This is a genomic window from Microbacterium maritypicum MF109 (genome assembly GCF_000455825.1).
Lineage (GTDB): Bacteria > Actinomycetota > Actinomycetes > Actinomycetales > Microbacteriaceae > Microbacterium > Microbacterium maritypicum_A.
Window position 1 is genome coordinate 88,424 of sequence record NZ_ATAO01000013.1, and the last position, 25,001, is coordinate 113,424.

Here is a 25,001-nt window from a genome sequence, read left to right on the forward strand (position 1 = left end):
TGGTGGACACTGTCAAGATAGGAGAGGATGTTGCTCATGTCAAGTTCCAAGGACGGGTACCACCACGGCGATCTCGCCCGTGCTCTGGAAGACGCCGCCATGCAGCTGCTGGAGCGGATGCCCGCGGCGGAGATCAGCCTGCGCGAGGTCGCCAGGGCCGCGAACGTCAGCCACAACGCCCCGTACCATCACTTCTCCGACCGCCTGGGACTGCTCAAGGCGATCGCCGAGCGCAGCATGGCCGATCTCCTGGGCCAGGTGAGCACCGCTGCCGTGAAGGCCTCGACCCCGCGGGCCGCGCTCGCCGACGGGGGCTCGGCGTACATCCGCTTCGCCGTCGAGCACCCGCACGCGTTCGACGCCGTCTACGATCCGACGGTCTGCGTGCCCGGATCCCCGACTCCCACCATGGCGCCGTTGATCGACGGGCTCGAGGCGGTGCTCGCCGAGGGGGCGGCGGCAGTCGGCCTCGATCGACCGACAGATGTCGTCGCGCTGTGGGGACTGATCCACGGGCTCGGCACGCTCGCTGCGGCAGGCCACTTCACGCTCGAGGACGGACTGTCGGCCTACGCCGCGGCCCTCGATCGGCTGCTTCCCGCGGAGTGATCCGTCACGGTTGCGTCGTCCAACCTGTGAGTCGCTCAAAGCACTCTTCCACGCGATGCACAGGCGAGGTTTCGTAGATTGTTCGAATGCCCTATTCCGCCCATCGACCGGGTCGCTACGACTCGCAGGGTCGGATCATCCTCGACAGCGAACCCGACGCCGTCACGGATGACCTCGACTTCCTGCGTGAGTTCGAGCCCACCGGCACCGACCACGCCACCCGTGAGGTGCCCGAGTCCGTGCCCGCAGAGACGACTCCGATCGCCGACGCGATCGCCGCGGACGATTCCGCCGCCGAAGAACCCGCTCCGGTGAAGCCGCCGCGGGAGCCGCGCATCCGCCGTCCCCGCGCGAAGCGCGCACCGCGCACTCCCGGTTCGCGCGCGCGAACCCTCGCGATCCTCGGCGGTGCGGAGGGCGAGATCCTCGACCGTGTTCCCGGCGAGACCCCGCGCTTCGTGCAGATGTTCTTCGTGCTCGCCGGCACCGCGCTCGTCTCGGCGATCTCGATGCTCTTCGCGCTCACCACCGGGGTGCAGGCGGCCGTCTGGTTGGCCGTGCCCCTGGCGCTCGTCTGGGCGCTCATCATCTTCAACCTCGACCGATTCCTCACATCGACCATGAGCTCGACCAGGAACGTCTGGCGCCTCATCGGCCTTGCGATCCCGCGCGTGATCATGGCCGCGATCATCGGCTTCGTCGTGGCCGAGCCACTCGTGCTGCAGATCTTCCACAACGACATCGCCCGCGAGGTCGCCTCCACCAACATCACCCAGTCGCAGTCCGACCAGGAGGCGCTCGAGAACGGCCCGGAGAAGATCGCGCTCGACGCGGCATCCGCCAAGGTCGCCGAACTCGAGAACCAGGCGGCGACCGGCATCGTCGCCGGCACCGACTCCTCGTCGGCGACCGAGTCCGCGGCTCAGGCCACGGTCGACGACGTGACCGCGAAGATGACCGCCCAGCAGGCCGTGATCGACCAGGCGCGCGTGCTGTACCAGTGCGAGCTCACGGGTGAGGGTGCCGGCACCGTCCCCGGCTGCACCGGCGTCAACGGCCAGGGCGCCAGTTCGGACGCCGCCAAGGCGCAGCTCGCCGAGGCTCAGCAGACCTACGACGCCCTCGCCGCCCAGCTGCGCACCGCCAACGAGGAGCTCGCCGCGGCCGGCACTGCGGCGAAGGAGAACACCTCGTCGTCCGAGGCGCAGAACCGCGAGCAGGCGAAGTCGCAGCTGCCGACAGCTCGCGACTCCTACGATCAGGCGCTCGCCGCGTACAACGCCCGCGCCGATGCGGTCGCGCAGGGCAACGCCGGAGCGGTCGGCCTGCTCAGTCAGATCAGCGGATTGAACCGGCTGAGCGAGAAGGAGCCCTCGATCCTGTGGGCGCACATCCTCATCGCCGCGCTGTTCTTCATGATCGAGCTGCTGCCGGTGCTGGTGAAGGTGCTCACGAGCTACGGTGATCCGAGCCTCTACGAGAAAGCCGCCGCGATCCGCAAGCAGGTCGCCCTCGACAAGGTGACGGCCGAGGGCTTCCGAGACCGTGCGCAGATCGTGACGGATCAGACCCAGGGGATACAGGCGGAGGCCGGCTCCGGTGAGCCGCAGACGCGTGCGGAACGCCGAGAGGCGGCCGAGGCGCAGGAGCGGGAACGGGCGGAGAAGCGCGCGCAGGCGCAGACGCTCGAGGAGCAGGAGCAGCTCGTTCGCCCGACGATCGGCTGAACCGGGCATCGCGGTGCGGCGAGGCTGCGCCAGGCTCCGGTCAGGCGGGTTGGGGAATCCGCTCCGGCATCCGTGGCGCCTGCTGCAGGGAGAGCTCGCCGACCCGGATGCTTCCCCGCACCGGTTCGTCGCGGACGGCGGCGGCGATCGAGCGGATCAACGCCACGGTCGACGGGGTGCGTGCCCAGCGCGCCCCGGTCAGCGACGCCTCGATGCGGGCGAGCGGATGCTGAAGCGTCACCTCGTGCTGGCGGACATCATCGCTGAGCCACTCCAGGAGCTGCGCGATGGTCCAATCGGGATTGATCGGTCCAGTCTCTGCAGGACGGCTGGCGAGATGCGTGTTCATTGGTCCAGAATCGGTTCTCATGAGCGTGATGGACAGGGCCAATAGCGGGCCAATGGATCAGGCATCGGCCATTCCTGCGGTACGAGCGGCATCTCTCGTCCACGCAGGTGACGTGTCCTCGGAGGCGCTCTCGGCGCGGCTCGGCCGCTGGACACAGGGAGACGGCACTCTCGCCGCCCGGCTCGCGCGAGGCATCGAGGGTCTGATCGCAAGTGGTGAGCTGCGCCCGGGGGACCGGCTGCCCGCGGAGCGCGCACTGGCAGCGGCAGGGTCCGTCTCGCGCGGCACGGTCGTCGCCGCGTACGGCGACCTCGCAGACCGCGGTCTCGTCGACCGGCGGCAGGGGAGCGGCACCCGCATCGCCGGGACAGCCGCAACCGCCGTGCCTGCCTCACGACCAGGACGCGGAGAGGCCCTCTTCTCGGCGCTGCCGAACGCGATCGATCTCCTGCGCACCGTGCCGCAGATCTCCGACCTCGGGGTGCAGCTCATTCGCGATCACAAGCCGCGGCTCGACCTCGCCCTGCTGCCGGAGACCGACCCTGCGGGCCTGCCTGCGCTGCGCACCCTCATCGCCGACATGTACGCCGCCGAGGGAACACCGACCACACCGGAGCAGATCCTCGTCACGCACGGCGCGCAGCAGGCCATCAGTCTCGTCGTCAACGCGCTCGTGGGCCCAGGCGACATCGTGCTCGCCGAGGAGATCACCTGGCCGGGCGTCACTGATTCGGTCGGCCTGCGCGGCGGTGCGGTGCACGGCGTCCCGATGGGCGACGACGGTCTCGACGTCGACGCGCTGGAGCAGGCCCTCGCTCGTCTGCGTCCGGTACTCGTCGCCCTCAACCCGCATCACCAGAACCCGACCGGGTCGCGCCTGCCTGCAGCTGCTCGGCATCGGGTGGCTGCGCTCGCCGCGCAGTACGGCGTTCCGGTCATCGAGGATCGCGTGCTCGCCGGTATCTCCTTCGACGGGGTGGTGCCGCCCACGCTCGCCGCCGAGCGCGCCGACGCGCCCGTCATCGTGGTCGAGTCGGTGTCGAAGTGGGTGTGGGCGGGCCTGCGGATCGGCTGGTTGCGGGCGGACCCCGTGCTCGTACGACGGCTGCGTGGCGCGCGTCAGCTCGCCGACCAGTCCACCAGCGTGCCGGGTCAGCTGCTCGCTCTCGATCTGATCGCCCGCGCCGACGACCTGCGCCGCGCGAACAGCCGCATCCATCAGGAGCGGCTCCGGCTGCTGCAGCGACTGATGGCAGAGCACCTGCCCGACTGGACGGTCGAGCCGCCCCGTGGCGGGCTGTCGCTATGGGTGCGGGTGCCCGTGGGGTCAGCAGCAGCGCTCGCCCGAACGGCGGCCGCACACGGAGTCTCGATCGCCGGAAGTGCGGCGTTCGCCGTTTCCGCGTCGCCGGACGATCACATCCGCATCCCCTTCACCGCCCCCGACGACGTGCTCGCCGAGGGCATCCGCCGCCTCGGAGCGGCCTGGCGCGAGTATCGGGAGACTCTCGGGATGTCTTCCTAGGCTGACCCGCATGACTCGGATGCAACGTCGGACCATGCGGATGCAGACGCTGTGGATCTCGATCGCCGGTGTGCTCGCCGTCACGATCTATGCTGCGCTCGCCGCGGTGCAGATCTTGGTGTGGACGCCTCTCGCGGCCGCTCCCGGGTTCACTCTCGACCAGATCCGAGCTGAGCTGAGCGGAGCGGGTGAGTCGCTCAACGCGCCGACGACCATCATGATTCTCGGGGTGGGAGTCGTGCTCGCCCTCGCCCTCGGTGTGATCGCGATGACGTCGAGGGCCACTCCGATGATCGCGGCTGCCGGCTTCCTGAGTCTGCTCATGCTCGGAGCCCCGGGCTTCTTCTTCGCCTCATTCGCCCCGGGCATGGCGCTGGCCGATACCTTCATGATCTCGGCGGGCGTCTCCCTCCCCGGAGTGCGAGCGTTCTACATCATCAGCGCCTTCGCGGCAGCCCTGCTGATGCTCGGCGGGGTGGTCGCCGTGCTCCGGGCACGCGCCGCTCCTGCGTCGGCCTGACCTCTTCCTCGCGTCCGGCCCCGCTGACGGTGTCAGCCAGTAGCGTTGATCCATGGTCAACTATCGCTATCTCGGCAACAGCGGTCTCAAGGTCTCGGAGATCACCTACGGCAACTGGGTCACCCACGCCTCGCAGGTCGGCGACGACGCCGCCGTCAAGACCGTCCACGCCGCCCTCGACGCCGGAATCACCACCTTCGACACCGCCGACACGTACGCCAACACGGCGGCGGAGGTCGTGCTCGGCAAGGCCCTGGAGGGGCAGCGCCGCGAAGGCCTGGAGATCTTCACGAAGGTCTACTTCCCGACCGGTCCGAAGGGGCCGAACGACACCGGCCTGAGCCGCAAGCACATCTTCGAATCGATCAACGGTTCGCTCGCGCGCCTCGGCACCGACTACGTCGATCTGTACCAGGCACACCGCTTCGACTACGAGACCCCGCTGGAGGAGACGTTCCAGGCCTTCGCCGACGTCGTCCGCCAGGGCAAGGCGCTCTACATCGGCGTCTCGGAGTGGACCGCCGAGCAGCTGCGCGAAGGGCACGCCCTCGCGAAGCAGCTCGGCATCCAGCTCATCTCGAACCAGCCCCAGTACTCGATGCTGTGGCGTGTGATCGAGGGCAAGGTCGTCCCGGCGTCCGAAGAGCTCGGCATCTCGCAGATCGTCTGGTCGCCGATGGCGCAGGGCGTGCTCAGTGGCAAGTACCTGCCGGGTCAGCCGGTGCCGGAGGGCTCGCGCGCCACCGACCCGCACAGCGGCGCCGACTTCATCAAGAGCTTCCTGCAGGACGACATCCTCACCGCCGTCCAGCGCCTGAAGCCGATCGCCGAGCAGGCCGGCCTGTCGATGCCGCAGCTCGCGATCGCGTGGGTGCTGCAGAACCCGAACGTGGCGGCCGCACTGGTCGGCGCGTCCCGTCCGGAGCAGCTCGCCGAGACCGTCAAGGCCTCGGGCGTCAAGCTCGACGCCGACACGATGGCGGCGATCGACGAGGCCCTCGGCGACACGGTCAACCGCGACGCCGAGAACACCTACTCGGTGTCGCCGAAGTCGCGCCTGGTCTGAGTGCCCTGATCTGACGCCGAGACCCATCGGTAACGTCGAGACCCACCCCCGCTGACGTACGCGCGGGTGAGTCTCGACGTTGGGCGTGGGTCTCGGCGACGGTCATTCCTTGACGGCGCCGGCGGTCAGGCCCTGCACGATCCAGCGGCTCGCGAGAGCGAACATCGCCATGGTCGGCAGGATCGTCAGCACCGCGGCGGCGCTCATCGAGCCCCAGTCGATGTTGAAGGTGGAGATGAAGCCGTTCAGCGCCGACGGCACGGTGCGGTTCGCGTCGGTGTTCATGAGCACGACCGACAGGAACAGCTCGTTCCAGCAATTGACGAAGTTGAAGATGAACGCCGCGATGATGCCGGGGGTCATCACCGGAACGAGCACCCGGAACAGAGCGCCGAGGCGTGAGCATCCGTCGATCATCGCCGCCTCTTCGAGCGCGTCCGGCACGTTCTCGAAGAAGCCGCGGAGCATGACGGTCGAGAACGGGATGCAGATCGCGATGTAGACGAGGATCAGGCCGGGTTTGGTGTCGACCAGTCCCAGGTCGGTCATCATCGAATACAGCGGACCGAGCGCGATGAACGCCGGAATCATCTGCGTGAGCAGGAACGCGATCAGGATCGTCCCCTTGCCGCGGAACTCGAACCGGGCCAGCACGTAGGCGCTCAACAGGGCGATGAGGGTGGCCACGGCACCGCCGACGACCGCGACCAGGGCGGAGTTGCCGAGGAAGACGCCGAACGAGCTCTTCTGGAAGAGGCTGATGTAGTTCTCGAGCGACGGCTCGCTCGGCCAGTACTCGATCGGGAACCGGTTGATCGTCCCCGGCGACTTGATCGACGTCAGCGCGATCCAGTAGAGGGGGAACAGCGTGATCACGAGCCAGAGTCCGAGACCCACGACGCGGATGACACCGCCGACCGTGACACGCGGCTTCGGACGCGGGGCGGATGCCGGATCGGGGACGGTGATGCGCCGGGTCTCCGTGATCGAGGAACCTGTCCGCGAGGCGTCTGTCATGGTCATCGCTGCACTCTCCGCATCGCCATCAAGTAGAACGCGCAGAACACGAACAGCACCGCCATCACGATGAGGCCGATCGCGCTCGCGAAGCCGTAGTTGCCCTGCTGGGTGTAGTTGATCATCCAGGTCGTGATGATGTGCGTCTGGTTGGCGGGTCCGCCGTTGGTCATCGCGTAGATGATGTCGGGGAAGTTGAAGATCCAGATCACCCGCAGCAGGATCGTCAGCAGCAGCGTCATCGAGATGTACGGGATGATGATCGAGAACAGCTGCCGGAACTTGCCCGCGCCGTCGAGGCTCGCCGCCTCCAGCATCTCGTCGGGCACCGACTGCAGCGCCGCGAGGATCATGATCGCGAAGAACGTCACGCCGTACCAGACGTTGGCGACGATCACCGCGAACATCGCGAGCTTCGGATCAGCCAACCAGGGGAGCGGGGCGTCGATCAGCCCCGCCTTCATGAGCAGGTCGTTGACCACGCCGAACTCCGCGTTGAACATCCAGCGGAACAGCATGCCGATCAGGAAGCCCGACACCGCCCACGGGAAGAACACGAGCGCCTGGTAGAGGCCGCGGAAGCGGAACCTCTTGCGCAGTGCCAGGGCGATCAGGAATCCGATCACGAGCTGCGGCACGAGCGAGCCGACGACCCAGAGCACGGAGTTCCACGCCACGGTCGGGAAGGCAGGATCCCGGAACACCGCGAGGAAGTTGTCGAAGCCGACGAACGGCGTCGAGGTGAGGTCCCACAGGTTCCAGTCGTGGAAGGCCATGCGCGCGCCCTGCAGCATCGGCCAGTAGGTGAACCAGCAGACGAACACGATCGCCGGCGCGAGGAAGGCCAGCAGCGTCCATGCTTGGCGGCCGCGGAACGGGCGTCGGCGGGATGCCGGGGAGGCCCCGGCGGCGGTCTGCTGCGAAGCAGTGCCGACGGAGCCTCCCTTCTGAGCGGTGCGGGCCACAGGTCAGCCCTTTTCCGCGGCGTACTTCTCGGTCCAGAACGCATCCCACGAGGCCAGCAGGTCGCTGGTCGACATGTTGCCCAGCAGCACGTTCTGCACGTCCTGGTCGGACTTCTGGATCCACTCGGTCCACCAGCTGACCCCGCGCGGCTGGCGCACGTTGACGTAGGTCTCCGGGTCTTCGGTCATGGTGACGTAGCTGGTCCACGGGCCGGACGAGTAGAACTCGTCGTCGGCGGCGGCCGTGATGATCGGCACCAGGCTGTTGGCCTGTGCGAACTCGGTGGCGGGCTCGGCGGACGACAGGAACTCGACGAGCTTGACGGCCGCCTCCTTGTTCTCGCTGTTCTCGGCGACGCCCCAGCCCGCGACGGCGAGTGGCTGCGCGGCCTTGCCCGAGGGGCCGACGAGCAGGGGAGCGGTGTCCCACTGGTCCTCGGTCAGCGAGGAGTCCTGCACGGTCGCGATGACCTCGGGGTCCTGCAGCAGGAACGCCGTGGTGCCGTTCGTGAAGCCGGCGACCATCTCGGGGTAGCCCCACGAGACCGCGGAGGGCGGGGAGGCTTCCTTGAACAGATCGAAGTAGTCGTCGACGGCGTCCTGTGCCTCGGGTGCGGCGAAGATCGTCGAGCCGTCCTCCATCAGGAACGCGTCGTCGACGTCGAGTCCGTCGATCGTGTACGCCTCGATCGCCGCGACCACGTTGCTGTTGGCGTTCTGACCGCCGCGGAAGGCGTAGCCGTAGATGTTGTTCGACGGGTCCTGGATCGTGCTCGCCTGCTCCAGAAGGTCCTTCCAGCTGTGCGGCGGACCGTCGAAGCCCGCGTCCTTCACCAGGTCGGTGCGGTAGAACAGCGACAGCCCGTAGAAGCCGTAGGGCACGAAATAGCTCTTGCCGTCGGCGGCGACCGAAGCGGACTGGGCGTTGTCGGTCAGCGCGTCCCAGCCGTCCCACTTCTCGAGGTCGGGGCCCAGGTCGTAGAGCCAGCCGTTGTTCGCGAACGGCCCGACCGTGATGTCACGCACCTCCAGCACGTCGACGCCCTTGCCGGACTGCAGCATCTGCTGGATCTTCGCGTCGGCCTGCTCGGTGGGAGGCGAGACGAGGTTGACCGTGATCTTCGGGTTCGCCTTCTCGAAGTCGTCGAGCAGCCCGCGCAGGAGCTCGGTGCGGGCGGGGTTGGTCAGGCTCTCGACCATCTGCAGGGTGACGGTGCCGTCGGTGGACGGGCCGGAGCTTGCGGAACAGCCGGTGAGAGCGAGGACGGCGACGGTGCCGAATCCCGCTGCGGTCGTCAAGATCTTGTTCTTCACGATGTGCCTCTCGGTGGGGTGGGGGTGGGTGTTGCGGTCGGGTGGGTGTTGCGGTCAGGGGACGATGAGGGAGTCGGCGGGACGGATGCCGGCCCGGCTCAGGATCTGCGGCACGCAGCGCTCGACGAAGGTCTCGTAGTCGGCGGCCTCGTTGTAGAGGTGGGCCGAGAGCCGGAAGTAGCCGACCCCGCGGAAGCTCGTGAACGCCGTCTCGACGCCGACCTCGTCGAGCAGGTCCATCCGCAGGGCGTCGGCCTCTTCGCGGGTCGCGCCGAGCCCGAGCGGAAGACGCACCAGTCGCATCGACGGCACCGGAGAGGGGAGTGGCGTGAGCGGATCCTCGTCACCGTACGGGCGCAGGGCTTCGGCGATCAGCTCGGCCCCGGCATCCGCGATCTCGGCCATGGCCGTGCGTGCCGAGGCCCAGCCGAACTCGCTCTCGATGAAGTCGATCGCGGTCGGGGTGGCCAGGTACGTGGTGGCGTCGATCGTTCCCTGCGTGTCGAAACGGGAGGGGTACGCCTCCCGCGCGGCCCACGAGTCGATGAGCGGCCAGAGCTCGTCGCGGTCGGCGGCGGAGGTCACCAGCAGGGCGGAGCCGCGCGGGGCGCACGGCCATTTGTGCATGTTCCCGAACCACCAGTCGCCACCCGCGACGGTGGCCGCATCCGGGATGAGGCCGGGGGCGTGGGCGCCGTCGACGAGCGTGCGCACGCCGCGCTCGGCTGCCGCATCGGCGATGCGTCGGGTGGGCAGCACGCGGGCGGTCGGGGAGGTGATCTGGTCGACCACGATCAGACGTGTGCGGGGGGTGAGCTCATCGGCGAAGAGCTGAACGATCTCGTCGTCGGAGGAGAGCAGCGGCAGGGCGACGGTGCGCACGCGCGCCCCGAACCGGCGGGCGAGGCGCTCGGCTCCCATGGTGATGGCGCCGTAGCCCTGGTCGGTCACCAGGATCTCGTCGCCGGCTTCGAGCTGCAGGGCGTTGTAGACGACGGTCGCGGCGGCCGAGGCGTTGGGCACGAAGGCGCTGTCCTCGGCGCGCGCGCCCACGAACGGGGCGGTGCGCTCGCGGGCCGCCCGCACGCGCTCGGCGATGCGCGGGAACCACTCGACGGGGCTGAGGTCCGCGCGGCGGCGCAGGGCGTCCTGGTGCTCGACGACGACGGACGGGACCGCGCCGAAGGATCCGTGATTGAGGTGGATCACCGCCGGGTCGAGGGGCCAGGCGTCGCGCGCTCGCATGCCGGAGTTCAGCGTGAGCGGTGCGGGGAACAGCGGTGTGGGCATCAGTCCTCATCGATGAGTCGGGCGAGTTGTTGCACAACTTTGCCACATGCCGTGGAAAACTGCCATGAAAAGGTCAAGATGAAACATAGTTGTCATACGAGTTTCCTGCGAAGGGGAGTTCCGACAGACTTCACGAGGGGTGGGGGAGTGTCAGAGAGGATGACGATGAGCGCACTCGACACGGCGTTGCACGGGCTGCGGGCGCTGATCGCCGACGGTGCGCTGCGGCCCGGAGACCGACTGCCGAGCGAAGGCGAGCTCTGCGAACGTCTCGGCGTCTCCCGCGGGTCCCTCCGCGAAGCGATCCGGATGCTGGCCGCCCTCGGCGTGCTCGACACCCGTCACGGCTCGGGCAGCTACGTCAGCGAGCTGCGCGCGGCCGACCTGATCGGCAGTCTGTCGCTCACGGTCGGGCTGCTGCCGATGGCGGGCGTGCTCGAACTGACCGAACTCCGCCGCGTGCTCGAACCGCATGCGGCCGCGCTCGCCGCCGCCCGCATCGACGACGAGACCGTGGAGGCCCTGGACCGCGTGCTCGACGAGATCGAGGCGACCACCGACTTCGAGGCGCAGTCGCGGCTCGACCACGAGTTCCACATGGCGATCTCCGGCGTCGCGGGGAACGAAGCGCTGACCAGCCTGATCGACGTGCTGCGATCGCGGTCGCGGGCGTATCGCATCTCCGACCCCGAGGATGCGGCCGAGCTCAAGGTGCATTCCGATGCCGGGCACCGCGCGATCCTGCGCGGCCTGGCGGCGGCGGACCCGGTCGCCGCGAGTGCCGCGGCCTCCGCCCACGTCGCGTACACCGAGTACTGGGTGCGGCGGTACTCGGGGCTCGAGGACTGACGCGCGTCCTGCGGGCCGGTCAGCCGAGGGTGATGTCGACCTGGATCTCGGCGGCGATGCGTTCGAGGTCGGTGCGCAGCGCGTCGAGGTCGACGGAGGCGGGGACCTTCGCGGTGACCGATGCTTCGAACAGACGCCCTCCGGCCATCGCGGCATCTCGACTCTCGGTGGCGAGCTCCTCGATGCTCAGGGCGTGCGCACTCAGCACGCCGGAGACCTCGCGCACGATGCCGGGGCGGTCGTTGCCGAGCACCTGGATCTCGAGCAGCTGATCGTCGTCGGCAGCCGCATCCGGAGTGCCGGTGAGCACGGCGAGCGTGAGGAGTCCCTGACCCTGCAGGCCGCGCAGCGCGGACGACAGCTCGGCCTCCCGGTCATCGGCGACCGAGACCTCGATCACGCCGGCGAACGTGCCGGCGAGCTCGGCCAGCGAGCTGTTCTCCCAGTTGCCGCCGTGCGCATCCACGACATCGGCGACGGCGGCCACGAGGCCAGGACGGTCTGCACCCGCGACGGTGAGGATCAGAGTAGTCATGCGGCCAGCGTAGCCCGTAGCGCTCAAGCCCTCAGATGGAGGTCATGTGAGCGGCACTGGCGGCTGTTGCGCGTTCCCTGAGCCTCTTTGCATTCTTTCGTGATCTGCGTAAGGACCGAATCGTTGCCGAGTCCTCTGCGTCACGGATCCAGGGAACACGTCGTCGGATGGGTGTGAGGATCAGGAAGGTCACCTGCGCGAGGACCAGCACGATTGCTCCAACACCCACACCAAACCAAGGAGCAGTGGATTCGTGCGCCAAGAACACGATGAGGGTGAGAAGTCCCCCGCAGGTGAGTGCAATCGCAACGAGCGGTGACGCGAGCAGCAAAGTTGTGTTTGCGGCGATGGACATGTCGCGTGTCAGCCACCACATGATCGAGATCGTGGCAATTGTGATTGTCGGGAGTGTCCAGTAGAGAGGCAGCGCGAACTCGCGCCAGGCGTCGGTGCTCTCTGCCGTCAGCACCGCGACGAAGGCTATGACGACGAGCCAAAGAACAGAAGGAGCGACGAGTACGAGGATCGCGCCTCGGTAAGGATGAGCGGGGGGATCGTCAGTGCGGCGGATGCCATAACTTTGAGCGCGTCGTCTCTGGCGTCGCCAGCGCTCAGTCTCTTGATCGGCTGCTGTTTGTGGTGATGTGCGACCTATCGCGAGACGCGCCGCCAGCGAGAGTATCCAGGTCAACACAAGAACGACGACTGTCTCCGGCCATCGTGTGCTGTCACCAGCGGCGATGCGCACACTGCAGGCCGCCATGAAGAGGAGCAGCAAGAACGTGACAAAGAGCACGGTGGTGAGAATCTGGTGGAGCTTCGGGTGAAGGGTTTCCGCGTCGAGCCCAAAGCGTGTCATCACGGCAATCGACACGATGATTGTGCCGACGACACCGAGGGCGGCGAGGGACTGATCCAGGACTGGAGTGAGATATGTGCCGATGGCGGCGTACTGGTCTCCATAGTCTCCGGGGAGGTTCGGAGGCGGAGCGAGGGCGAACACGCCTGCAGCGATGAGGCCGAACATCGCGGGCTCGAACCAGAGGGAGGCCTTCCACGGTTGCTGGCCGGTCGTATTTTCCAGGGCGGAGCGGTGCATCTTGGTCATCAAGCTGAGGTTAGCGACCTCTGTCAACCGGGCATGACTGGCACGCGACTCCGCCCTGGGTTCGACTGCCCTCAGTCCCCCCAGACCCCGGACTCCAGGAACGTATCGAGGCGCGCGCGGTGCGGGGCGAGGTCCCAGCCTTGGGCGGCGACCCACTCGTCGGAGTAGTAGGTGCCGGCGTAGCGGACGCCGCTGTCGCAGATCAGGGTCACGACACTGCCGGTCTCGCCCTCGGCCCGCATCCGGGCGATGAGCTGGAACGCACCGTAGAGGTTGGTGCCGGTCGAGCCGCCGGCCCAGTGCAGGGTGCGCTCGCGCAGCAGGCGGATCGCGGCGATCGACCCGGCATCCGGCACCTGGATCATCTCGTCGATCACGGTCGGCACGAACGAGGCCTCGACCCGGGGGCGGCCGATGCCCTCGATGCGGCTCGGGCGCCCGGCCGGCGGATCCACGGTCCCTGCCCAGCCGTCGTAGAAGGCCGAGCCCTCGGGGTCGACGACCGCGACCTTCGTGTCATGTCGGCGATACTTCACGTACCGGCCGAACGTCGCGCTCGTGCCGCCGGTTCCGGCACCCGTGACGATCCAGGTGGGGATCGGATGCCGCTCCTGAGCGAGCTGGCTGAACACGCTCTCGGCGATGTTGTTGTTGCCGCGCCAGTCGGTCGCGCGCTCGGCGAACGTGAACTGGTCGAGGTAGTGGCCGGTGCAGTCGGAGGCCAGACGTTGGGCCTCGGGCGACATGTCCTCCGCACGGTCGACGAAGTGGCACGTGCCGCCGTAGAACTCGATGAGGTCGATCTTCTCCTGCACGGTCGAACGGGGCACGACCGTGATGAACGGCAACCCGAGCATGCGGGCGAAGTACGCCTCGGACACGGCGGTCGATCCGCTCGACGACTCGACGAGCGTGGTGTCTTCGCGGATGCGTCCGTTGACCAGGCCGTAGAGGATCAGCGAACGCGCGAGGCGGTGTTTGAGGGAGCCCGTCGGGTGCACGGACTCGTCCTTGAGGTACAGGTCGATGCCCCACTCGGGCGGCAGCGGGAAGAGGTGCAGGTGCGTGTCGGCGCTGCGGTTGGCATCGGCTTCCAGCAGGGCGATCGCGGTGCTGGTCCAGTCGCTCATGCCCTCGACACTACCTGCCACTCGGCCGGGCGCCCTGGTCGATCACGCGGCGGCGGGACGCTCGGGGCCGAGGTGGGTGGAGGTCGGCTCGCCTGCCGCATCGCCCTTGAGCTCGATGAGGATGGTGTGCGTCAGCGTCGTTCCGGTGTTCTCGCCGGAATGACGCTGCGCGGGCAACCACACGGCCTGTCCCGCGGCGAGGACGGTGTCGAAGGAGCGGTCGCCCAGGCTGAGGCGGCGGGAGAAGCCGCTGAGGGTGACCAGAACGCTGTTCGGATGATCGTGCGGCGTCGTCTTGTCGCCGGGCTCATCGGTGTAGTCGAGCACGCGGACGTGCTCGTTCTCCCAGAGCGTGCGGTAGTGGTCGGGGTCGGTGAGGGTGGGATCGTCGGTGATCATGCGGTGACGGTACACCCGGCGCGGTACCGCCGACAGGGTCTCCTCAGCCGACCGTTCCGGCCGGGGAGGCCCCGCCGTCGCCGTCGACGTGCAGGAGCGATGCCTGAGACTGCTCCTGCTGCAACTGGAACTCGAAACGCGAACGGTCGCCGCGGTGATACGCGATGAAGTACTCGATGGGCGTGCCGTCGGCGCTGCGGCTGACGCTGCGTAGACGCAGCAGTGCCGAACCGGCGCTCACGCCCAGGTGCTGAGCCTGCTCGTGCGTGGCCACGGTCGCCTCCGCCGAGCGCACACCGTGCGTCGCGACGATGTCGTTGTCGGCGAGGAGTCTGTACAGCGAGCCCTCTGTGAGGTCGGCGCCGAGGGTGACGGATCCGACGGCCTCCGGCATCCAGGTCGTCGAGAGCGACCACGGTTCGCCGTCGACGTGGCGCAGACGCTCGAGCACGACGACCGGGGATCCGACCGGCACCTCCAGGGCGAGTGCGACCTCCTCGTCAGCCGTCGTCTGCTCGTGCCGCAGTACGTCGCTGTGCACATGTCCGCCGCGGCGCTCGACGTCGTCGTACAGACCGACGAGCGTGTGCACCAGGCTCTCACTGGTGCGGGGGCGGGAGACGAACGTGCCCTTGCCCTTCACCCGTTCGACGAGCCCCTCGTGCTCCAGCTGGGCGAGCGCCTGGCGCACGACGGTGCGCGAGATGCCGTAGCGCTCGCACAGGCGGTGCTCGCCGGGCAGCGGGTCGCCCGGCTGCAGGCCGTCGCGGGCGATGCCGTCGATGATCAGCTGGCGCAGCTGGTCGTACATGGGCGCGGCGGAGTGCCGGTCGATCGCGTCGTCGACGATGGCCATCAGTACGCCACCCCCGCGTGCAGGATCACGTTCGCGTAGGGGGTGAACTCGCCGGACCGCACGAACGCCCGTGCGCCGTGACTGAGCTTCTTGAACTCCACATGCGGCACGAGGTCGATCTCGAACCCCATGCCGGCGAACCGCTCGCGCAGTGCGGCCAGCACCTCCGGGCTCTTCTCGGCGACCTCGGCCGAGACCGTCGCCCCCTCGACCACCAGCTCGGCGAGCACGGTGTCGAGCACGTCGAGGAAGGCCGGAGCCCCCGGGCGATACGCCAGGTCGATGCGCTCGGATCCCGGGGGGATGGGCAGGCCTGCGTCGGTGACGACGATCAGATCGGTGTGCCCGGTCTCGCTGATCACGCGGGACAGCGCGGGATTGATCGTGGTGGCCGTCTTGCGCATGTGTCTCCTCGGTTCTCCGGATGCTCGGTTCGCAGGTTCAGCTCGCGACGGGTGCGGGGGCGTGCGCTGAGCTGCGCTCCGCCAGGAACGCGTCGACGTCGGCGCGGTGCGGAAGGCTCGGCGATGCCCCCTGCTTCGTGACCGCCAGCGCGCCGGCCGCGGTGGCCAGGCGCACGGCATCCGCCAGGGTGCTGCCGCTCGCGAGCGCCGCGCCGAGATAGCCGGCGTAGGCGTCGCCCGCGGCGGTCGTGTCGACCGCATCCACGGGGAACGGCGGGATCACGGATGCGCCCTCGGCCGTCACGACGCACGAGCCCTGGCCCGCGAGGGTGATCACGGCGGCGCCGACCCCCTGGGCGAGGAACCAGCGTCCGGCCTGCTCGGCCGACGCGGCATCCGTCACCTCGATACCGCTGATCAGCGTCGCCTCGGTCTCGTTGGGGGTGACGATGTCGATGCTCCGCCAGATCTCGGCGTCGAGCTCGGCGGCCGGGGCGGGATCGAGGATCACGGTCATGCCGTGCTCGCGACCGCGCGCGGTGATGTGGGCGGTGAGCGCGGAGGGCGTCTCGAGCTGGGTGAGCAGCACCGAGGTCGTGGGGGCGAGGGCTGCGAGCGCCTCGTCGATCTGTGCGGCGCTGAGGGCGGCATTGGCGAGCGGAACCATGACGATGTCGTTCTGCGCCGACGAGTCGACGCGGATGTGCGCCACGCCTGTCGGGCCGGGGACCGTGCGCAGGTGCGCGAGGTCGACGCCGGCCGCGGTCAGCCCGTCGACGACCAGGTCGTGGAACAGGTCGTCTCCGACGCAGCCGACGAAGCTCGTGCGCGCACCGGAGCGCCCGGCGGCGACAGCCTGGTTCGCGCCCTTGCCGCCCAGCATGAGCGTGAACTCGTCCCCGAGAATCGTCTCGCCCCTGGCGGGCAGACGCCCGGAGAAGGTGGTCACATCGGCTGTGACGCTGCCGACGATGACGACGCCGGTACGGTCCTCGGGGTGTGCGGGGGTCATCTCGCTCCTGATCTTCCTCGACGGCAGGCGTAGCCGACGCTTTGACAGACCGCGGTGGCTGTCATTACATTAGCCGAAACCGCACCTGTAACGACAGGTTGTCCGCGAGGAGACCCCGATGAACCCGATCGCGCCACGCCTGTACGTCGACAGCGCCGACGTCGACCGTGTCTCCCGACTGCTCGCCGCTGGTGTGGTGCACGGTGTCACCACCAACCCGACCATCCTCGAACGGGGAGGCCGCACCGCCGCCGAGATCCCCGAGCTCTACGCCCGGTGGGAGTCGGAGGGGGCGCGCGAGATCTTCTTCCAGACCTGGGGCGGCGACACCGCGTCCTTCCTCCGCAATGCCGAGGGCATCCGCGCACTGGGCGACCGCGTGGCCGTGAAGGTCCCGGCCACGGCGGCGGGCTTCGCCGCCGCATCCGCTCTCGTGCGCGACGGCGCCACCGTGCTCGTCACCGCCGTGTACTCGGTCGCGCAGGCCCTCGCGTGCGCCTCGATCGGTGCGCAGTACATCGCTCCGTACCTCGGACGGATGCGCGACGCGGGCCTCGACGGCGACGCGACGATCGCCCGCATGCAGGAGGTGTGCGCGGGGAGCGACTCGAACGTGCTCGCCGCATCGCTGCGCTCGCCGGACGACATCACCGGTCTGCGCCTTGCGGGAGTGCCGTACTTCACCGCTGCGCCGGATGTGCTCGACGGGGTGCTCTTCCATGAGGTGAGCGACAGCTCGGCCGCCGAGTTCGACGCCGCGATGGTGCGCCTGGGCGCGTGAGCGCGGTCTGCTGAAGTCCGCAGGCGGGGTCAGCTCGCCGCGGCCTGGCGCAGCCAGCGCTCCACGCCCGCGATATGCGCGGTGGCGAGCGAGGTCGCGAGGGCGGAGTCGTGCTGGGCGATCGCATCGGCGATGGCCCGGTGCTCGGACAGGGTGCGCTCGACCGCGCCGCCCTCGGTGAGGCCGCGCCACACGCGGGCGCGCACGGTCTGGCTGCTCAGATGCTCGATCAGACTCGCGAGGTACGCGTTGCCGGACATCGCGACGATCTCGCGATGGAACCGGATGTCGTGGTCGACCAGAGACTCGATGGTCACGGCCGCGTCGACCGAATCGACCTCGTCCTGCAGCTCGGCGATCTGCTCCTCCGTGCCGAGGGTGGCCGCCAGCCCTGTCGCCTGCGACTCCAGCATGCGGCGCACCGCGAAGATCTCGAGCATCGAGTCGTCGTCGTGCATGTCGACGACGAACGCGATCGCCTCCAGCAGCAGATGCGGTTCGAGGCTCGTCACGTAGGTGCCGTCGCCGCGTCGCACGTCGAGGACCCGGATGACCTCCAGCGCCTTGACCGCCTCGCGCATCGAGCTGCGGGAGAGGCCGAGCCGCTCGGACAGCTCCTTCTCGGGGGGAAGGCGATCGCCGGGGGCGAGCTCGCCCGCCACGATCATCGCCTTGATCTTCTCGATCGCCTCGTCGGTGACTGCCATGGCGTCATCCTAGCGATTGATCGGATGTCTCCGGCAGGATGGAGCCATGCGCGTTCTCGATTCACACCTGCACCTCTGGGATCCGGGGGTGCTGACCTACACCTGGCTCGAGGGGCCGCTGGCGTACCGGTTCGCCGACCGGGAGCTGGGGCTCGCCCGCCTGTCCGCCGCGCACCCGGAGAAGTCGGTGTTCGTGCAGGCGGAGACCATCGAAGACGACTTCCTCGACGAGGTGCAGTGGGTCGCGGGGCTGGCGCCTGCGCTCGGCATCGTCGGGATCGTCGCCGGCATCCGTCTCGACCGGGGAACCGACACGGTCGCGCACCTGGAGGGGCTCATGGCCGAGCCCCTCGTCGTCGGAGTGCGGCACAACCTGCAGGGCGAGCCGGACGGACTGGCCGTCTCGGCCGCGTTCGTGACCGGCGCGCGTGAGGTCGCCGCGCGCGATCTGACCTTCGACGCGTGCGTGCGCGCCGATCAGCTCCCGGAGATCGCCCGTTTCGCCGGTGCGATCCCGGAGCTGCGGATCGTGCTCGACCATCTCGGCAAGCCTGCCGTCGGCACGGCGGCCTCGCCGCTCCCGCCGTCGGCGGAGTGGGCTCGCGATCTCGCCGAACTCGCCCGTCATCCGCACACCTTCTGCAAGCTCTCCGGCCTGCCGGGAGAGGCAGGCGGAGACTGGAACGCCGAGCAGCTGGAGCCGTTCCTCGACGTGGCGGCGGATGCCTTCGGGATCGAGCGCCTGATGTGGGGGAGTGACTGGCCGGTCTCGGCCATCGGCCCCGCCGAGCCCGGCGACCCGCACGCGCCGGAGGACGGCTCCGCGACGTACCAGCCCACCGCGCGGTCGCGCTGGGCCGACACCGTCGTGGCGTGGGCGGAGTCGCGGAGCCACGACCTCGACGCCCTCCTGTGGGGGAACGCCGAGCGGTTCTATCGCACCGCTCAGCCGCGGCAGATCCCGTCTGATGCTGCTCCGCGCTCCGGCCTCCGGGGCTGGATCCGCGGTCACCGCGGCTAGCCCGGCTTTCCTGCGGCTCCGGTCTCGGTTGCTGCCGTGGGGTCGGTCTCGGTGGTTCCGGTCGCGGTTGCTGCCGTGGGGCGTCGGTCTCTGCGCTTCCGGTCGCAATTGTTGCCGCCCTCGCGCGATGGAGGCGGCGTCAACTGCGACCGGAACGCAGGCGGATGCTACTCCGCGCGCAGGCGCAGCTGGGCCATACCGCCGTCGACCTCGATGAAGGTGCCGGTGGTCGATCCCGCTGCGGGGCTCACGAGGTAGGCGACCGCAGCGGCGACCTCGTCGGGGCTGACCAGGCGTCCGTGCGGCTGGCGTGCTTCGAGGGCGGCGCGCTCGGCGGCGGGGTCGGCTGCCGAATCGAGCAGTCGGCCCACCCACGGGGTGTCGGCCGTGCCGGGGTTGACCGCGTTCACACGGATGCCCTCGCGCAGGTGGTCGGCGGCCATCGCGCGCGTGAGGGCTGCGACGGCACCCTTCGACGCGCTGTAGAGCGCCCGTTGCGGCAACCCTGTCGTCGAGGCGATGGATGCCGTGTTGCAGACCGCGGCGGACGGAGACTTCCGCAGCCAGGGGAGGGCTGCCGAGGTGACGCGGGCGATGCCCGTGACGTTGACCGAGAGCACGCGCGCCCACTCGTCGTCGTCGTTCGCGGTGATGTCGCCCTGGGCGCCGATGCCGGCGTTGTTGACGACGATGTCGATGCGCCCGAACCGCTCGGCCACGGCGCTCACCGCCGCGTCGACACTCTTGCGGTCGGAGACATCGGCTGTGAAGGCGGCGAAGGCGGGGTCGGCCGCCGTGGTGTCCCGGTCGAGGACCGCGATGCTCGCTCCGTCGGCGTGCAGACGCTGGGCGATCGCCGCGCCGATCCCTGATGCTCCACCGGTGACGATCGCCACCAGTCCGTTCAATGCGCTCACTTCCGGGCCTCCCATGCCACGAACTCCTGCCGTTGACGGCCGAGGCCGTCGATCTCGATCTCGACCACGTCGCCCGCGGCGAGATAGGGGTACTTGCCCGACAGGGCGACGCCCTGCGGCGTGCCGGTGAGGATGAGGTCACCGGGCTCCAGCGTCACGTACTGCGAGAGGTGGTGCACGATGTGCTCGACGGTGAAGATCATGTCGCTCGTGTTCGAGTCCTGCCGCGGCTCGCCGTTCACGAAGCTGCGAAGACCGAGCGCGTGGTGATCCACCTCGTCGGGGGTGACGAGCCAGGGCCCGGTGGGGTTGAAGCCGGCCGCGATCTTGCCTTTCGACCACTGCCCGCCCGAGACGGCCATCTGGAAGTCGCGCTCGGAGACGTCGTTCGCGGCGACGAAGCCGGCCACGTGCGCCATCGACTCGTCGGGGGAGTCGAGGTAGGCGGTGCGGGTGCCGATCACGATGCCGAGCTCGACCTCCCAGTCGGTCTTCTCGCTGCCGCGCGGGATCGTGACCGCATCGTTCGGGCCCACGACCGTGTTCGGCGTCTTGAGGAAGAGGATCGGGATGGTGGGCGGCTCCGATCCCGACTCGGCGGCGTGAGCGGCGTAGTTCATGCCGATGCAGATCACGGCACTCGGGCGGGCGATCGGGGCGCCGACGCGCAGCGATGCGGCGTCCGCGAGTTCGGGGAGGTCTCCGGCATCGCGGGCGGCAACGACGCGGTCGACGAAGTCACCCTCGAGGAAATCGCCGTTCACATCGGATGTTACGGGGCGGAGGTCGAGGTATCGGTCGCCCTCCACGAGGACGGGGATCTCATTCCCGGGGGTGCCGAGCCGCGCGAACTTCATGTTTCTCCTGATCGGTCGGGAGGCCGCGATGAGGCGGCCGGTCTCGTTGACAGTATAGACATCCGATGTTTACACTCCAAGAGATCCGCGCGGAAGAAATCAGCCGCGCATCGAGAGGAATCCCGTGAGCCGTATCGTCGCCCTCGACACCACCGACATCCGCTTCCCCACGTCCCTGAGCCTGGACGGGTCGGACGCGATGAACCCCGACCCCGACTACTCGGCCGCGTACGTCATCGTGCGCACCGACGCCGACGACGACATCGAGGGCCACGCGTTCGTCTTCACGATCGGCCGCGGCAACGACGTGCAGGTCGCGGCCATCGACGCGCTGGCAGGTCACCTGGTGGGTCGCGAGATCGAGCCCCTCCTCGACGACATGGGCGGCACGTTCCGCGACATCATCGGCGACTCGCAACTGCGCTGGCTCGGGCCGGAGAAGGGCGTCATGCACATGGCCATCGGTGCGGTCATCAACGCGCTGTGGGACATCAAGGCCAAGCGCGCCGGCCTTCCGCTCTGGCAGCTGCTCGCCCGTATGACGCCGGAGGAGCTCGTCGACCTCGTCGACTTCCGGTACCTCACCAACGCCCTCACCCGCGACGACGCCCTCGAGATCCTGCGCGCCGCCGAGCCCAGTCGGGCCGAGAGGGAACAGCAACTGCTCGCCTCCGGATATCCCGGCTACACCACGAGCCCCGGATGGCTCGGCTACTCCGACGAGAAGCTCGAGCGCCTCGCCCGCGAAGCGATGGCCGACGGCTTCACCCAGATCAAGCTCAAAGTCGGCGCCGACCTCGACGACGACATCCGCCGCTTCCGCAAGGCACGTGAGGTGTGCGGGCCCGACTTCCCGATCGCGATCGACGCGAACCAGCGCTGGGAGGTGTCGGAGGCTATCGAGTGGGTCAACGCGCTCGCCGAGTTCCACCCCGCCTGGATCGAGGAGCCCACCAGCCCCGACGACGTGCTCGGCCACGCCGAGATCGCTCGCGGCGTCGCACCGATCCGCGTCGCGACGGGCGAGCACGCCCAGAACCGCGTCATCTTCAAGCAGCTGCTGCAGGCCGAGGCGATCTCCGTCATGCAGATCGACGCCGTGCGCGTCGCCGGCGTGAACGAGAACATCGCCAACCTGCTGCTCGCCGCGAAGTTCGACGTGCCGGTCTGCCCGCACGCCGGCGGTGTGGGCCTGTGCGAGGCTGTGCAGCACCTGTCCATGTTCGACTTCGTCGCCGTCACCGGCACGCGCGAGGGCCGCATGATCGAGTTCGTCGACCACCTGCACGAGCACTTCGTCGTGCCCACCGACATCCAGGGCGGTTCGTACATGGCACCCACCGCGCCGGGAACGGGCATGGAGATGAAGGCCGACAGCATCGCGACCTACGCCTGGAAGGGTGCACATGTCGGTGCCTGATCGCGCGGGAGTGCCTGACCGCCTGACCGTCCCGACGCTCGGCTACGGTGCCGCGAACGTGGGCAACCTGTTTCGGCCGCTGACCGATGACGAGGCCTGGGCCGTGCTGGATGCCGCGTGGGAGAGCGGCATCCGCTTCTACGACACGGCGCCGCATTACGGGCTCGGACTCTCCGAGCGTCGGCTCGGGGCCTTCCTGCAGACCAAGCCGCGTGACGAGTACGTGCTCTCGACCAAGGCCGGGCGCCTGCTGCGGCCGAACCCCGACCACGTCGGCGGCGGTCTCGACACCGCGAACGACTTCCACGTTCCCGATGACCTGCAGCGCGTGTGGGACTTCTCGGAAGCGGGTATCCGCACGAGCGTCGACGAGTCGCGCGAGCGCCTCGGCATCGAGCGCATCGACCTTCTCTACCTGCATGACCCTGAGCGGCACGACCTCGACCTCGCGCTCGCCGAGGCTCTGCCCGCGATGGAGGGGTTGCGCGCCGATGGCGAGGTGACCGCGATCGGCATCGGCTCGATGGTGTCGGATGCGCTCGCGGCGGCCGTGCGCGCGGCCGACCTCGACCTCGTCATGGTGGCCGGTCGCTACACGCTCCTCGAACAGCCGGCTGCGGTCGATGTGCTGCCCGCATGCCGCGAGACCGGGACCGGGATCGTGGCGGCATCCGTCTTCAACTCGGGTCTGCTCGCGTCGAGCGAGCCGCGTCGCGACGGACGCTACGAGTACGGGCAGCTGCCGGACGAGCTGTGGGACCGGCTCGTGCGCATCGCCGCCGTGTGCGCCGACCACGACGTGCCGCTGCCCGCGGCGGCGATCCAGTTCCCGCTGCAGTCCGACGTCGTGCGATCGGTCGTGGTGGGCGGCAGCCGCCCGGCGCAGCTGCGGCAGAATGCGGAGTACGCAGCGATCGAGATCCCGACGGCCCTGTGGGAGAACCTGGCGGCGGAAGGGCTCATCCCCGCCTGATCGACCTGTCCCCGGAATCACCCGACGTCTCACCGAGAGGAGCACTCGTGCTCGAAGGAATCCATCCCCTGCTCACCGGAGAGCTGCTGCTGCACCTCGATCGCATGGGACACTCCGATGCCGTGGTCGTCGCCGACGCGCATTTCCCGGCATGGGGTCTGGGCGCACGGGTGATCGACCTCCCCGGCACGACGACGCCCGAGGTCGTGGCGGCCATCCGCACGGTGCTCCCTCTGGATGATGCGCCCGGTATCGACCTGATGACCTCGGCTGACGGCGAGGTGCTCGACGTGCAGAACGAGCTGATGGCCGCGGCGGGGACGGCCGTGGATACGACGGCTTTCGTCGAGCGGTTCGCCTACTACGAGGTCGCGAAGGCCGCGTACCTGCTCGTGCGCACGGGCGAGACCCGCAAGTACGGCAACGCGCTGCTGCGCAAGGGTGTCGTCGGGCACGCGTCGGCGTGACGCCGTTCACCACCCGGGAACGGCGTCGGCGGAGGCGGCCGGATCGGCCGTTTCGACTCTGAGCTGCTCTCTTCTCCGGAGTTGCGAACACCGGGAGTTGTGAACGCCGAGTTCAGCGACCGACGGTCGATTCCCGCACGATGAGCTCGGCAGGGAACGGCGTCGTCGCAGGCGGGGGAGCCGAGGGATCGGCGAGCTGCTGCAGCAGGGCGGCCCCGGCGGCACGGCCGATCTCGTAGCCGGGCTGCCGCACGCTCGTGAGCGGTACGACGCTCTGATGGGCCTGCGCCACGTCGTCGAAGCCGACCAGCGCGATCTCCTCGGGCACGCGGATGCCGTGGCGCAGCAGCGTGGTGAGCACACCGAGCGCCACCATGTCGTTCGCCGCGAACACGGCGTCGGGTCGTTCGGAGGCGGGCATCGCGATGATCTGCGCGCCGGCCTGCAGGCCGTCCTCTGTCGCCAGGTGCGGTACCTCGCTCGTGGATACCGTCACGTCGGTGCCGGCCACCGCTTCGCGTAGCCCGGCCAGGCGGTCGTTCGACTGACTCACGGCCGGATTGCCGAGGAACAGGATGTGCTCTCGCCCGAGTCCGACGAGATGCTCGCCGGCGAGCCGCCCCCCGGCGCGGTCGTCGAACAGCACGGAGGCGACCTTCGACGAGTCGGGGATCGGGCCCACGACGACCGAACGGATGCCGCGATCGGCGAGCCCCTCCAGGCGCGGCACCACGTCGCCGAGCGGATAGATGACGATGCCCTGCACCCGGTGCGCCTCGAACATGTCGAGGTTGCGCCGCTCCTGCGCGTCGTCGCGATTGCTGTTGCTGAAGAACAGCGACCAGCCGCCCTCTCGCGCCACGTCTTCGACCCCACGCGAGAGGTCGTGGAAATAGGGCAGCCAGGCGTCGAGCAGGATGAGCGCGAGAGCCTTGCTCGATCCTGCACGCAGCTGCCGGGCGGATTCGTTCGGCACGAAGCCGAGTTGTTCGACAGCCGCGCGCACCCGCTCCCGCGTCGCGGCTCCGAGCACGTGCGGATGGTTGAGGTAGTTGGAGACGGTGGAAGAGGAGACTCCGGCGAGGGCGGCGACGTCCTTGACGCTCGCGGGCATGGGGCTCCTTCGTCCGGCCGCGCGGTCGGGGCTCCTGACCACGTCGGCGGCCTCAGGATATCGGAGGAG

The 25,001-nt window shown here is 69.0% G+C and carries 27 protein-coding genes; 11 read left to right on the top strand and 16 right to left on the bottom strand.

Translation table 11 applies throughout. From position 1 onward, the window contains the following. The first annotated feature begins 36 nt into the window (after positions 1-36). Together L687_RS23780 and L687_RS23785 are read left to right on the top strand one after the other, a co-directional pair. Positions 37-609 carry a TetR/AcrR family transcriptional regulator gene (locus L687_RS23780; protein ID WP_021198297.1) on the top strand — a complete coding sequence of 191 codons (573 nt, stop codon included), beginning with the start codon at positions 37-39 and terminating at the stop codon, positions 607-609. Positions 610-695: 86 nt separating this feature from the next. Next, positions 696-2,336, top strand: a complete 1,641-nt coding sequence (locus L687_RS23785) for a DUF4407 domain-containing protein (protein ID WP_021198298.1) — start codon at positions 696-698, stop codon at positions 2,334-2,336. A 40-nt stretch (positions 2,337-2,376) separates the two neighbouring features. Here L687_RS23785 and L687_RS23790 read toward each other — a convergent pair whose 3' ends face one another. Next, positions 2,377-2,685, bottom strand: a complete 309-nt coding sequence (locus L687_RS23790; RefSeq protein WP_021198299.1) for a hypothetical protein — start codon at positions 2,683-2,685, stop codon at positions 2,377-2,379. Positions 2,686-2,797: 112 nt separating this feature from the next. On the opposite strand from L687_RS23790, the gene L687_RS23795 reads away from it, so the two are divergent. The 3 genes from L687_RS23795 to L687_RS23805 are packed head-to-tail and all read left to right on the top strand — an operon-like array spanning position 2,798 to position 5,796. After that, positions 2,798-4,210: an aminotransferase-like domain-containing protein gene (locus L687_RS23795; protein WP_040569556.1), complete on the top strand. Its 1,413-nt coding sequence runs from the start codon at positions 2,798-2,800 to the stop codon at positions 4,208-4,210. Between the two features lie 10 nt (positions 4,211-4,220). Further along, complete coding sequence (locus L687_RS23800) at positions 4,221-4,730, top strand: hypothetical protein (RefSeq protein ID WP_046398843.1); 510 nt, start codon at positions 4,221-4,223, stop codon at positions 4,728-4,730. 52 nt (positions 4,731-4,782) lie between these two features. Then, positions 4,783-5,796 carry an aldo/keto reductase family protein gene (locus L687_RS23805; protein WP_021198302.1) on the top strand — a complete coding sequence of 338 codons (1,014 nt, stop codon included), beginning with the start codon at positions 4,783-4,785 and terminating at the stop codon, positions 5,794-5,796. A 102-nt stretch (positions 5,797-5,898) separates the two neighbouring features. Here the strand turns inward: L687_RS23805 and L687_RS23810 are convergent, their stop codons facing one another. From L687_RS23810 to L687_RS23825, 4 genes are read right to left on the bottom strand one after another with little or no spacing between them, the layout of a single operon-like run. Beyond that, positions 5,899-6,819, bottom strand: a complete 921-nt coding sequence (locus L687_RS23810) for a carbohydrate ABC transporter permease (RefSeq protein ID WP_021198303.1) — start codon at positions 6,817-6,819, stop codon at positions 5,899-5,901. Next, entirely contained in the window at positions 6,816-7,778 is a 963-nt protein-coding gene (locus L687_RS23815) for a carbohydrate ABC transporter permease (protein WP_021198304.1), read from the bottom strand. Before L687_RS23815 ends, L687_RS23810 begins: the two co-directional genes overlap by 4 nt. Positions 7,779-7,781: 3 nt before the next feature. Further along, entirely contained in the window at positions 7,782-9,092 is a 1,311-nt protein-coding gene (locus L687_RS23820) for an ABC transporter substrate-binding protein (protein ID WP_021198305.1), read from the bottom strand. Positions 9,093-9,146: 54 nt separating this feature from the next. Beyond that, positions 9,147-10,382 carry an aminotransferase class V-fold PLP-dependent enzyme gene (locus L687_RS23825; protein WP_021198306.1) on the bottom strand — a complete coding sequence of 412 codons (1,236 nt, stop codon included), beginning with the start codon at positions 10,380-10,382 and terminating at the stop codon, positions 9,147-9,149. A 165-nt stretch (positions 10,383-10,547) separates the two neighbouring features. Here L687_RS23825 and L687_RS23830 point away from each other — a divergent pair, with 165 nt between their 5' ends. Continuing rightward, positions 10,548-11,231 carry a FadR/GntR family transcriptional regulator gene (locus tag L687_RS23830; RefSeq protein ID WP_021198307.1) on the top strand — a complete coding sequence of 228 codons (684 nt, stop codon included), beginning with the start codon at positions 10,548-10,550 and terminating at the stop codon, positions 11,229-11,231. A 19-nt stretch (positions 11,232-11,250) separates the two neighbouring features. On the opposite strand, the gene L687_RS23835 is transcribed toward L687_RS23830, so the two are convergent. From L687_RS23835 to L687_RS23865, 7 genes are all read right to left on the bottom strand, one after another. After that, positions 11,251-11,766, bottom strand: a complete 516-nt coding sequence (locus L687_RS23835; RefSeq protein WP_021198308.1) for a glycine cleavage system protein R — start codon at positions 11,764-11,766, stop codon at positions 11,251-11,253. Between the two features lie 31 nt (positions 11,767-11,797). Continuing rightward, positions 11,798-12,874 (bottom strand): hypothetical protein, encoded by a 1,077-nt coding sequence (locus L687_RS23840; protein WP_152525838.1) that lies wholly within the window; start codon positions 12,872-12,874, stop codon positions 11,798-11,800. Between the two features lie 71 nt (positions 12,875-12,945). Next, the gene (locus tag L687_RS23845) at positions 12,946-14,004 is read right to left on the bottom strand and encodes a PLP-dependent cysteine synthase family protein (protein ID WP_021198310.1); all 1,059 of its coding nucleotides are present in this window, start codon (positions 14,002-14,004) and stop codon (positions 12,946-12,948) included. A 42-nt stretch (positions 14,005-14,046) separates the two neighbouring features. Beyond that, positions 14,047-14,403, bottom strand: coding sequence for a cupin domain-containing protein (locus tag L687_RS23850; RefSeq protein ID WP_031206674.1), 357 nt, complete (start codon positions 14,401-14,403; stop codon positions 14,047-14,049). A 43-nt stretch (positions 14,404-14,446) separates the two neighbouring features. Then, a complete protein-coding gene (locus L687_RS23855) occupies positions 14,447-15,259 on the bottom strand; it encodes a GntR family transcriptional regulator (RefSeq protein WP_021198312.1) in 813 nt (270 codons plus the stop codon). Continuing rightward, on the bottom strand, positions 15,259-15,663 hold the full coding sequence (gene rbsD, locus L687_RS23860) for a D-ribose pyranase (RefSeq protein ID WP_021198313.1): 405 nt from the start codon (positions 15,661-15,663) through the stop codon (positions 15,259-15,261). Before rbsD ends, L687_RS23855 begins: the two co-directional genes overlap by 1 nt. 37 nt (positions 15,664-15,700) lie before the next feature. Continuing rightward, positions 15,701-16,675: a ribokinase gene (locus L687_RS23865; RefSeq protein WP_021198314.1), complete on the bottom strand. Its 975-nt coding sequence runs from the start codon at positions 16,673-16,675 to the stop codon at positions 15,701-15,703. 118 nt (positions 16,676-16,793) lie between these two features. Here L687_RS23865 and L687_RS23870 point away from each other — a divergent pair, with 118 nt between their 5' ends. After that, a complete protein-coding gene (locus tag L687_RS23870; RefSeq protein WP_021198315.1) occupies positions 16,794-17,456 on the top strand; it encodes a transaldolase family protein in 663 nt (220 codons plus the stop codon). A 29-nt stretch (positions 17,457-17,485) separates the two neighbouring features. Here the strand turns inward: L687_RS23870 and L687_RS23875 are convergent, their stop codons facing one another. Then, positions 17,486-18,163 (bottom strand): FadR/GntR family transcriptional regulator, encoded by a 678-nt coding sequence (locus L687_RS23875; protein ID WP_021198316.1) that lies wholly within the window; start codon positions 18,161-18,163, stop codon positions 17,486-17,488. 46 nt (positions 18,164-18,209) lie between these two features. On the opposite strand from L687_RS23875, the gene L687_RS23880 reads away from it, so the two are divergent. Beyond that, positions 18,210-19,184 carry an amidohydrolase family protein gene (locus L687_RS23880; RefSeq protein WP_021198317.1) on the top strand — a complete coding sequence of 325 codons (975 nt, stop codon included), beginning with the start codon at positions 18,210-18,212 and terminating at the stop codon, positions 19,182-19,184. A 167-nt stretch (positions 19,185-19,351) separates the two neighbouring features. Here L687_RS23880 and L687_RS23885 read toward each other — a convergent pair whose 3' ends face one another. Together L687_RS23885 and L687_RS23890 are read right to left on the bottom strand one after the other, a co-directional pair. Then, the gene (locus L687_RS23885) at positions 19,352-20,116 is read right to left on the bottom strand and encodes an SDR family NAD(P)-dependent oxidoreductase (protein WP_021198318.1); all 765 of its coding nucleotides are present in this window, start codon (positions 20,114-20,116) and stop codon (positions 19,352-19,354) included. Further along, the gene (locus L687_RS23890; RefSeq protein ID WP_021198319.1) at positions 20,098-20,958 is read right to left on the bottom strand and encodes a fumarylacetoacetate hydrolase family protein; all 861 of its coding nucleotides are present in this window, start codon (positions 20,956-20,958) and stop codon (positions 20,098-20,100) included. Before L687_RS23890 ends, L687_RS23885 begins: the two co-directional genes overlap by 19 nt. Positions 20,959-21,082: 124 nt before the next feature. Between L687_RS23890 and L687_RS23895 the strand changes: the two genes are divergently transcribed. From L687_RS23895 to L687_RS23905, 3 genes are read left to right on the top strand one after another with little or no spacing between them, the layout of a single operon-like run. Further along, a complete protein-coding gene (locus L687_RS23895) occupies positions 21,083-22,378 on the top strand; it encodes an L-fuconate dehydratase (protein ID WP_021198320.1) in 1,296 nt (431 codons plus the stop codon). After that, positions 22,365-23,351, top strand: a complete 987-nt coding sequence (locus L687_RS23900; RefSeq protein WP_021198321.1) for an aldo/keto reductase — start codon at positions 22,365-22,367, stop codon at positions 23,349-23,351. Before L687_RS23895 ends, L687_RS23900 begins: the two co-directional genes overlap by 14 nt. 47 nt (positions 23,352-23,398) lie before the next feature. Next, a complete protein-coding gene (locus L687_RS23905; RefSeq protein ID WP_021198322.1) occupies positions 23,399-23,818 on the top strand; it encodes an RbsD/FucU family protein in 420 nt (139 codons plus the stop codon). 112 nt (positions 23,819-23,930) lie between these two features. Here L687_RS23905 and L687_RS23910 read toward each other — a convergent pair whose 3' ends face one another. Next, on the bottom strand, positions 23,931-24,932 hold the full coding sequence (locus L687_RS23910; RefSeq protein WP_021198323.1) for a LacI family DNA-binding transcriptional regulator: 1,002 nt from the start codon (positions 24,930-24,932) through the stop codon (positions 23,931-23,933). Positions 24,933-25,001: the final 69 nt, after the last annotated feature.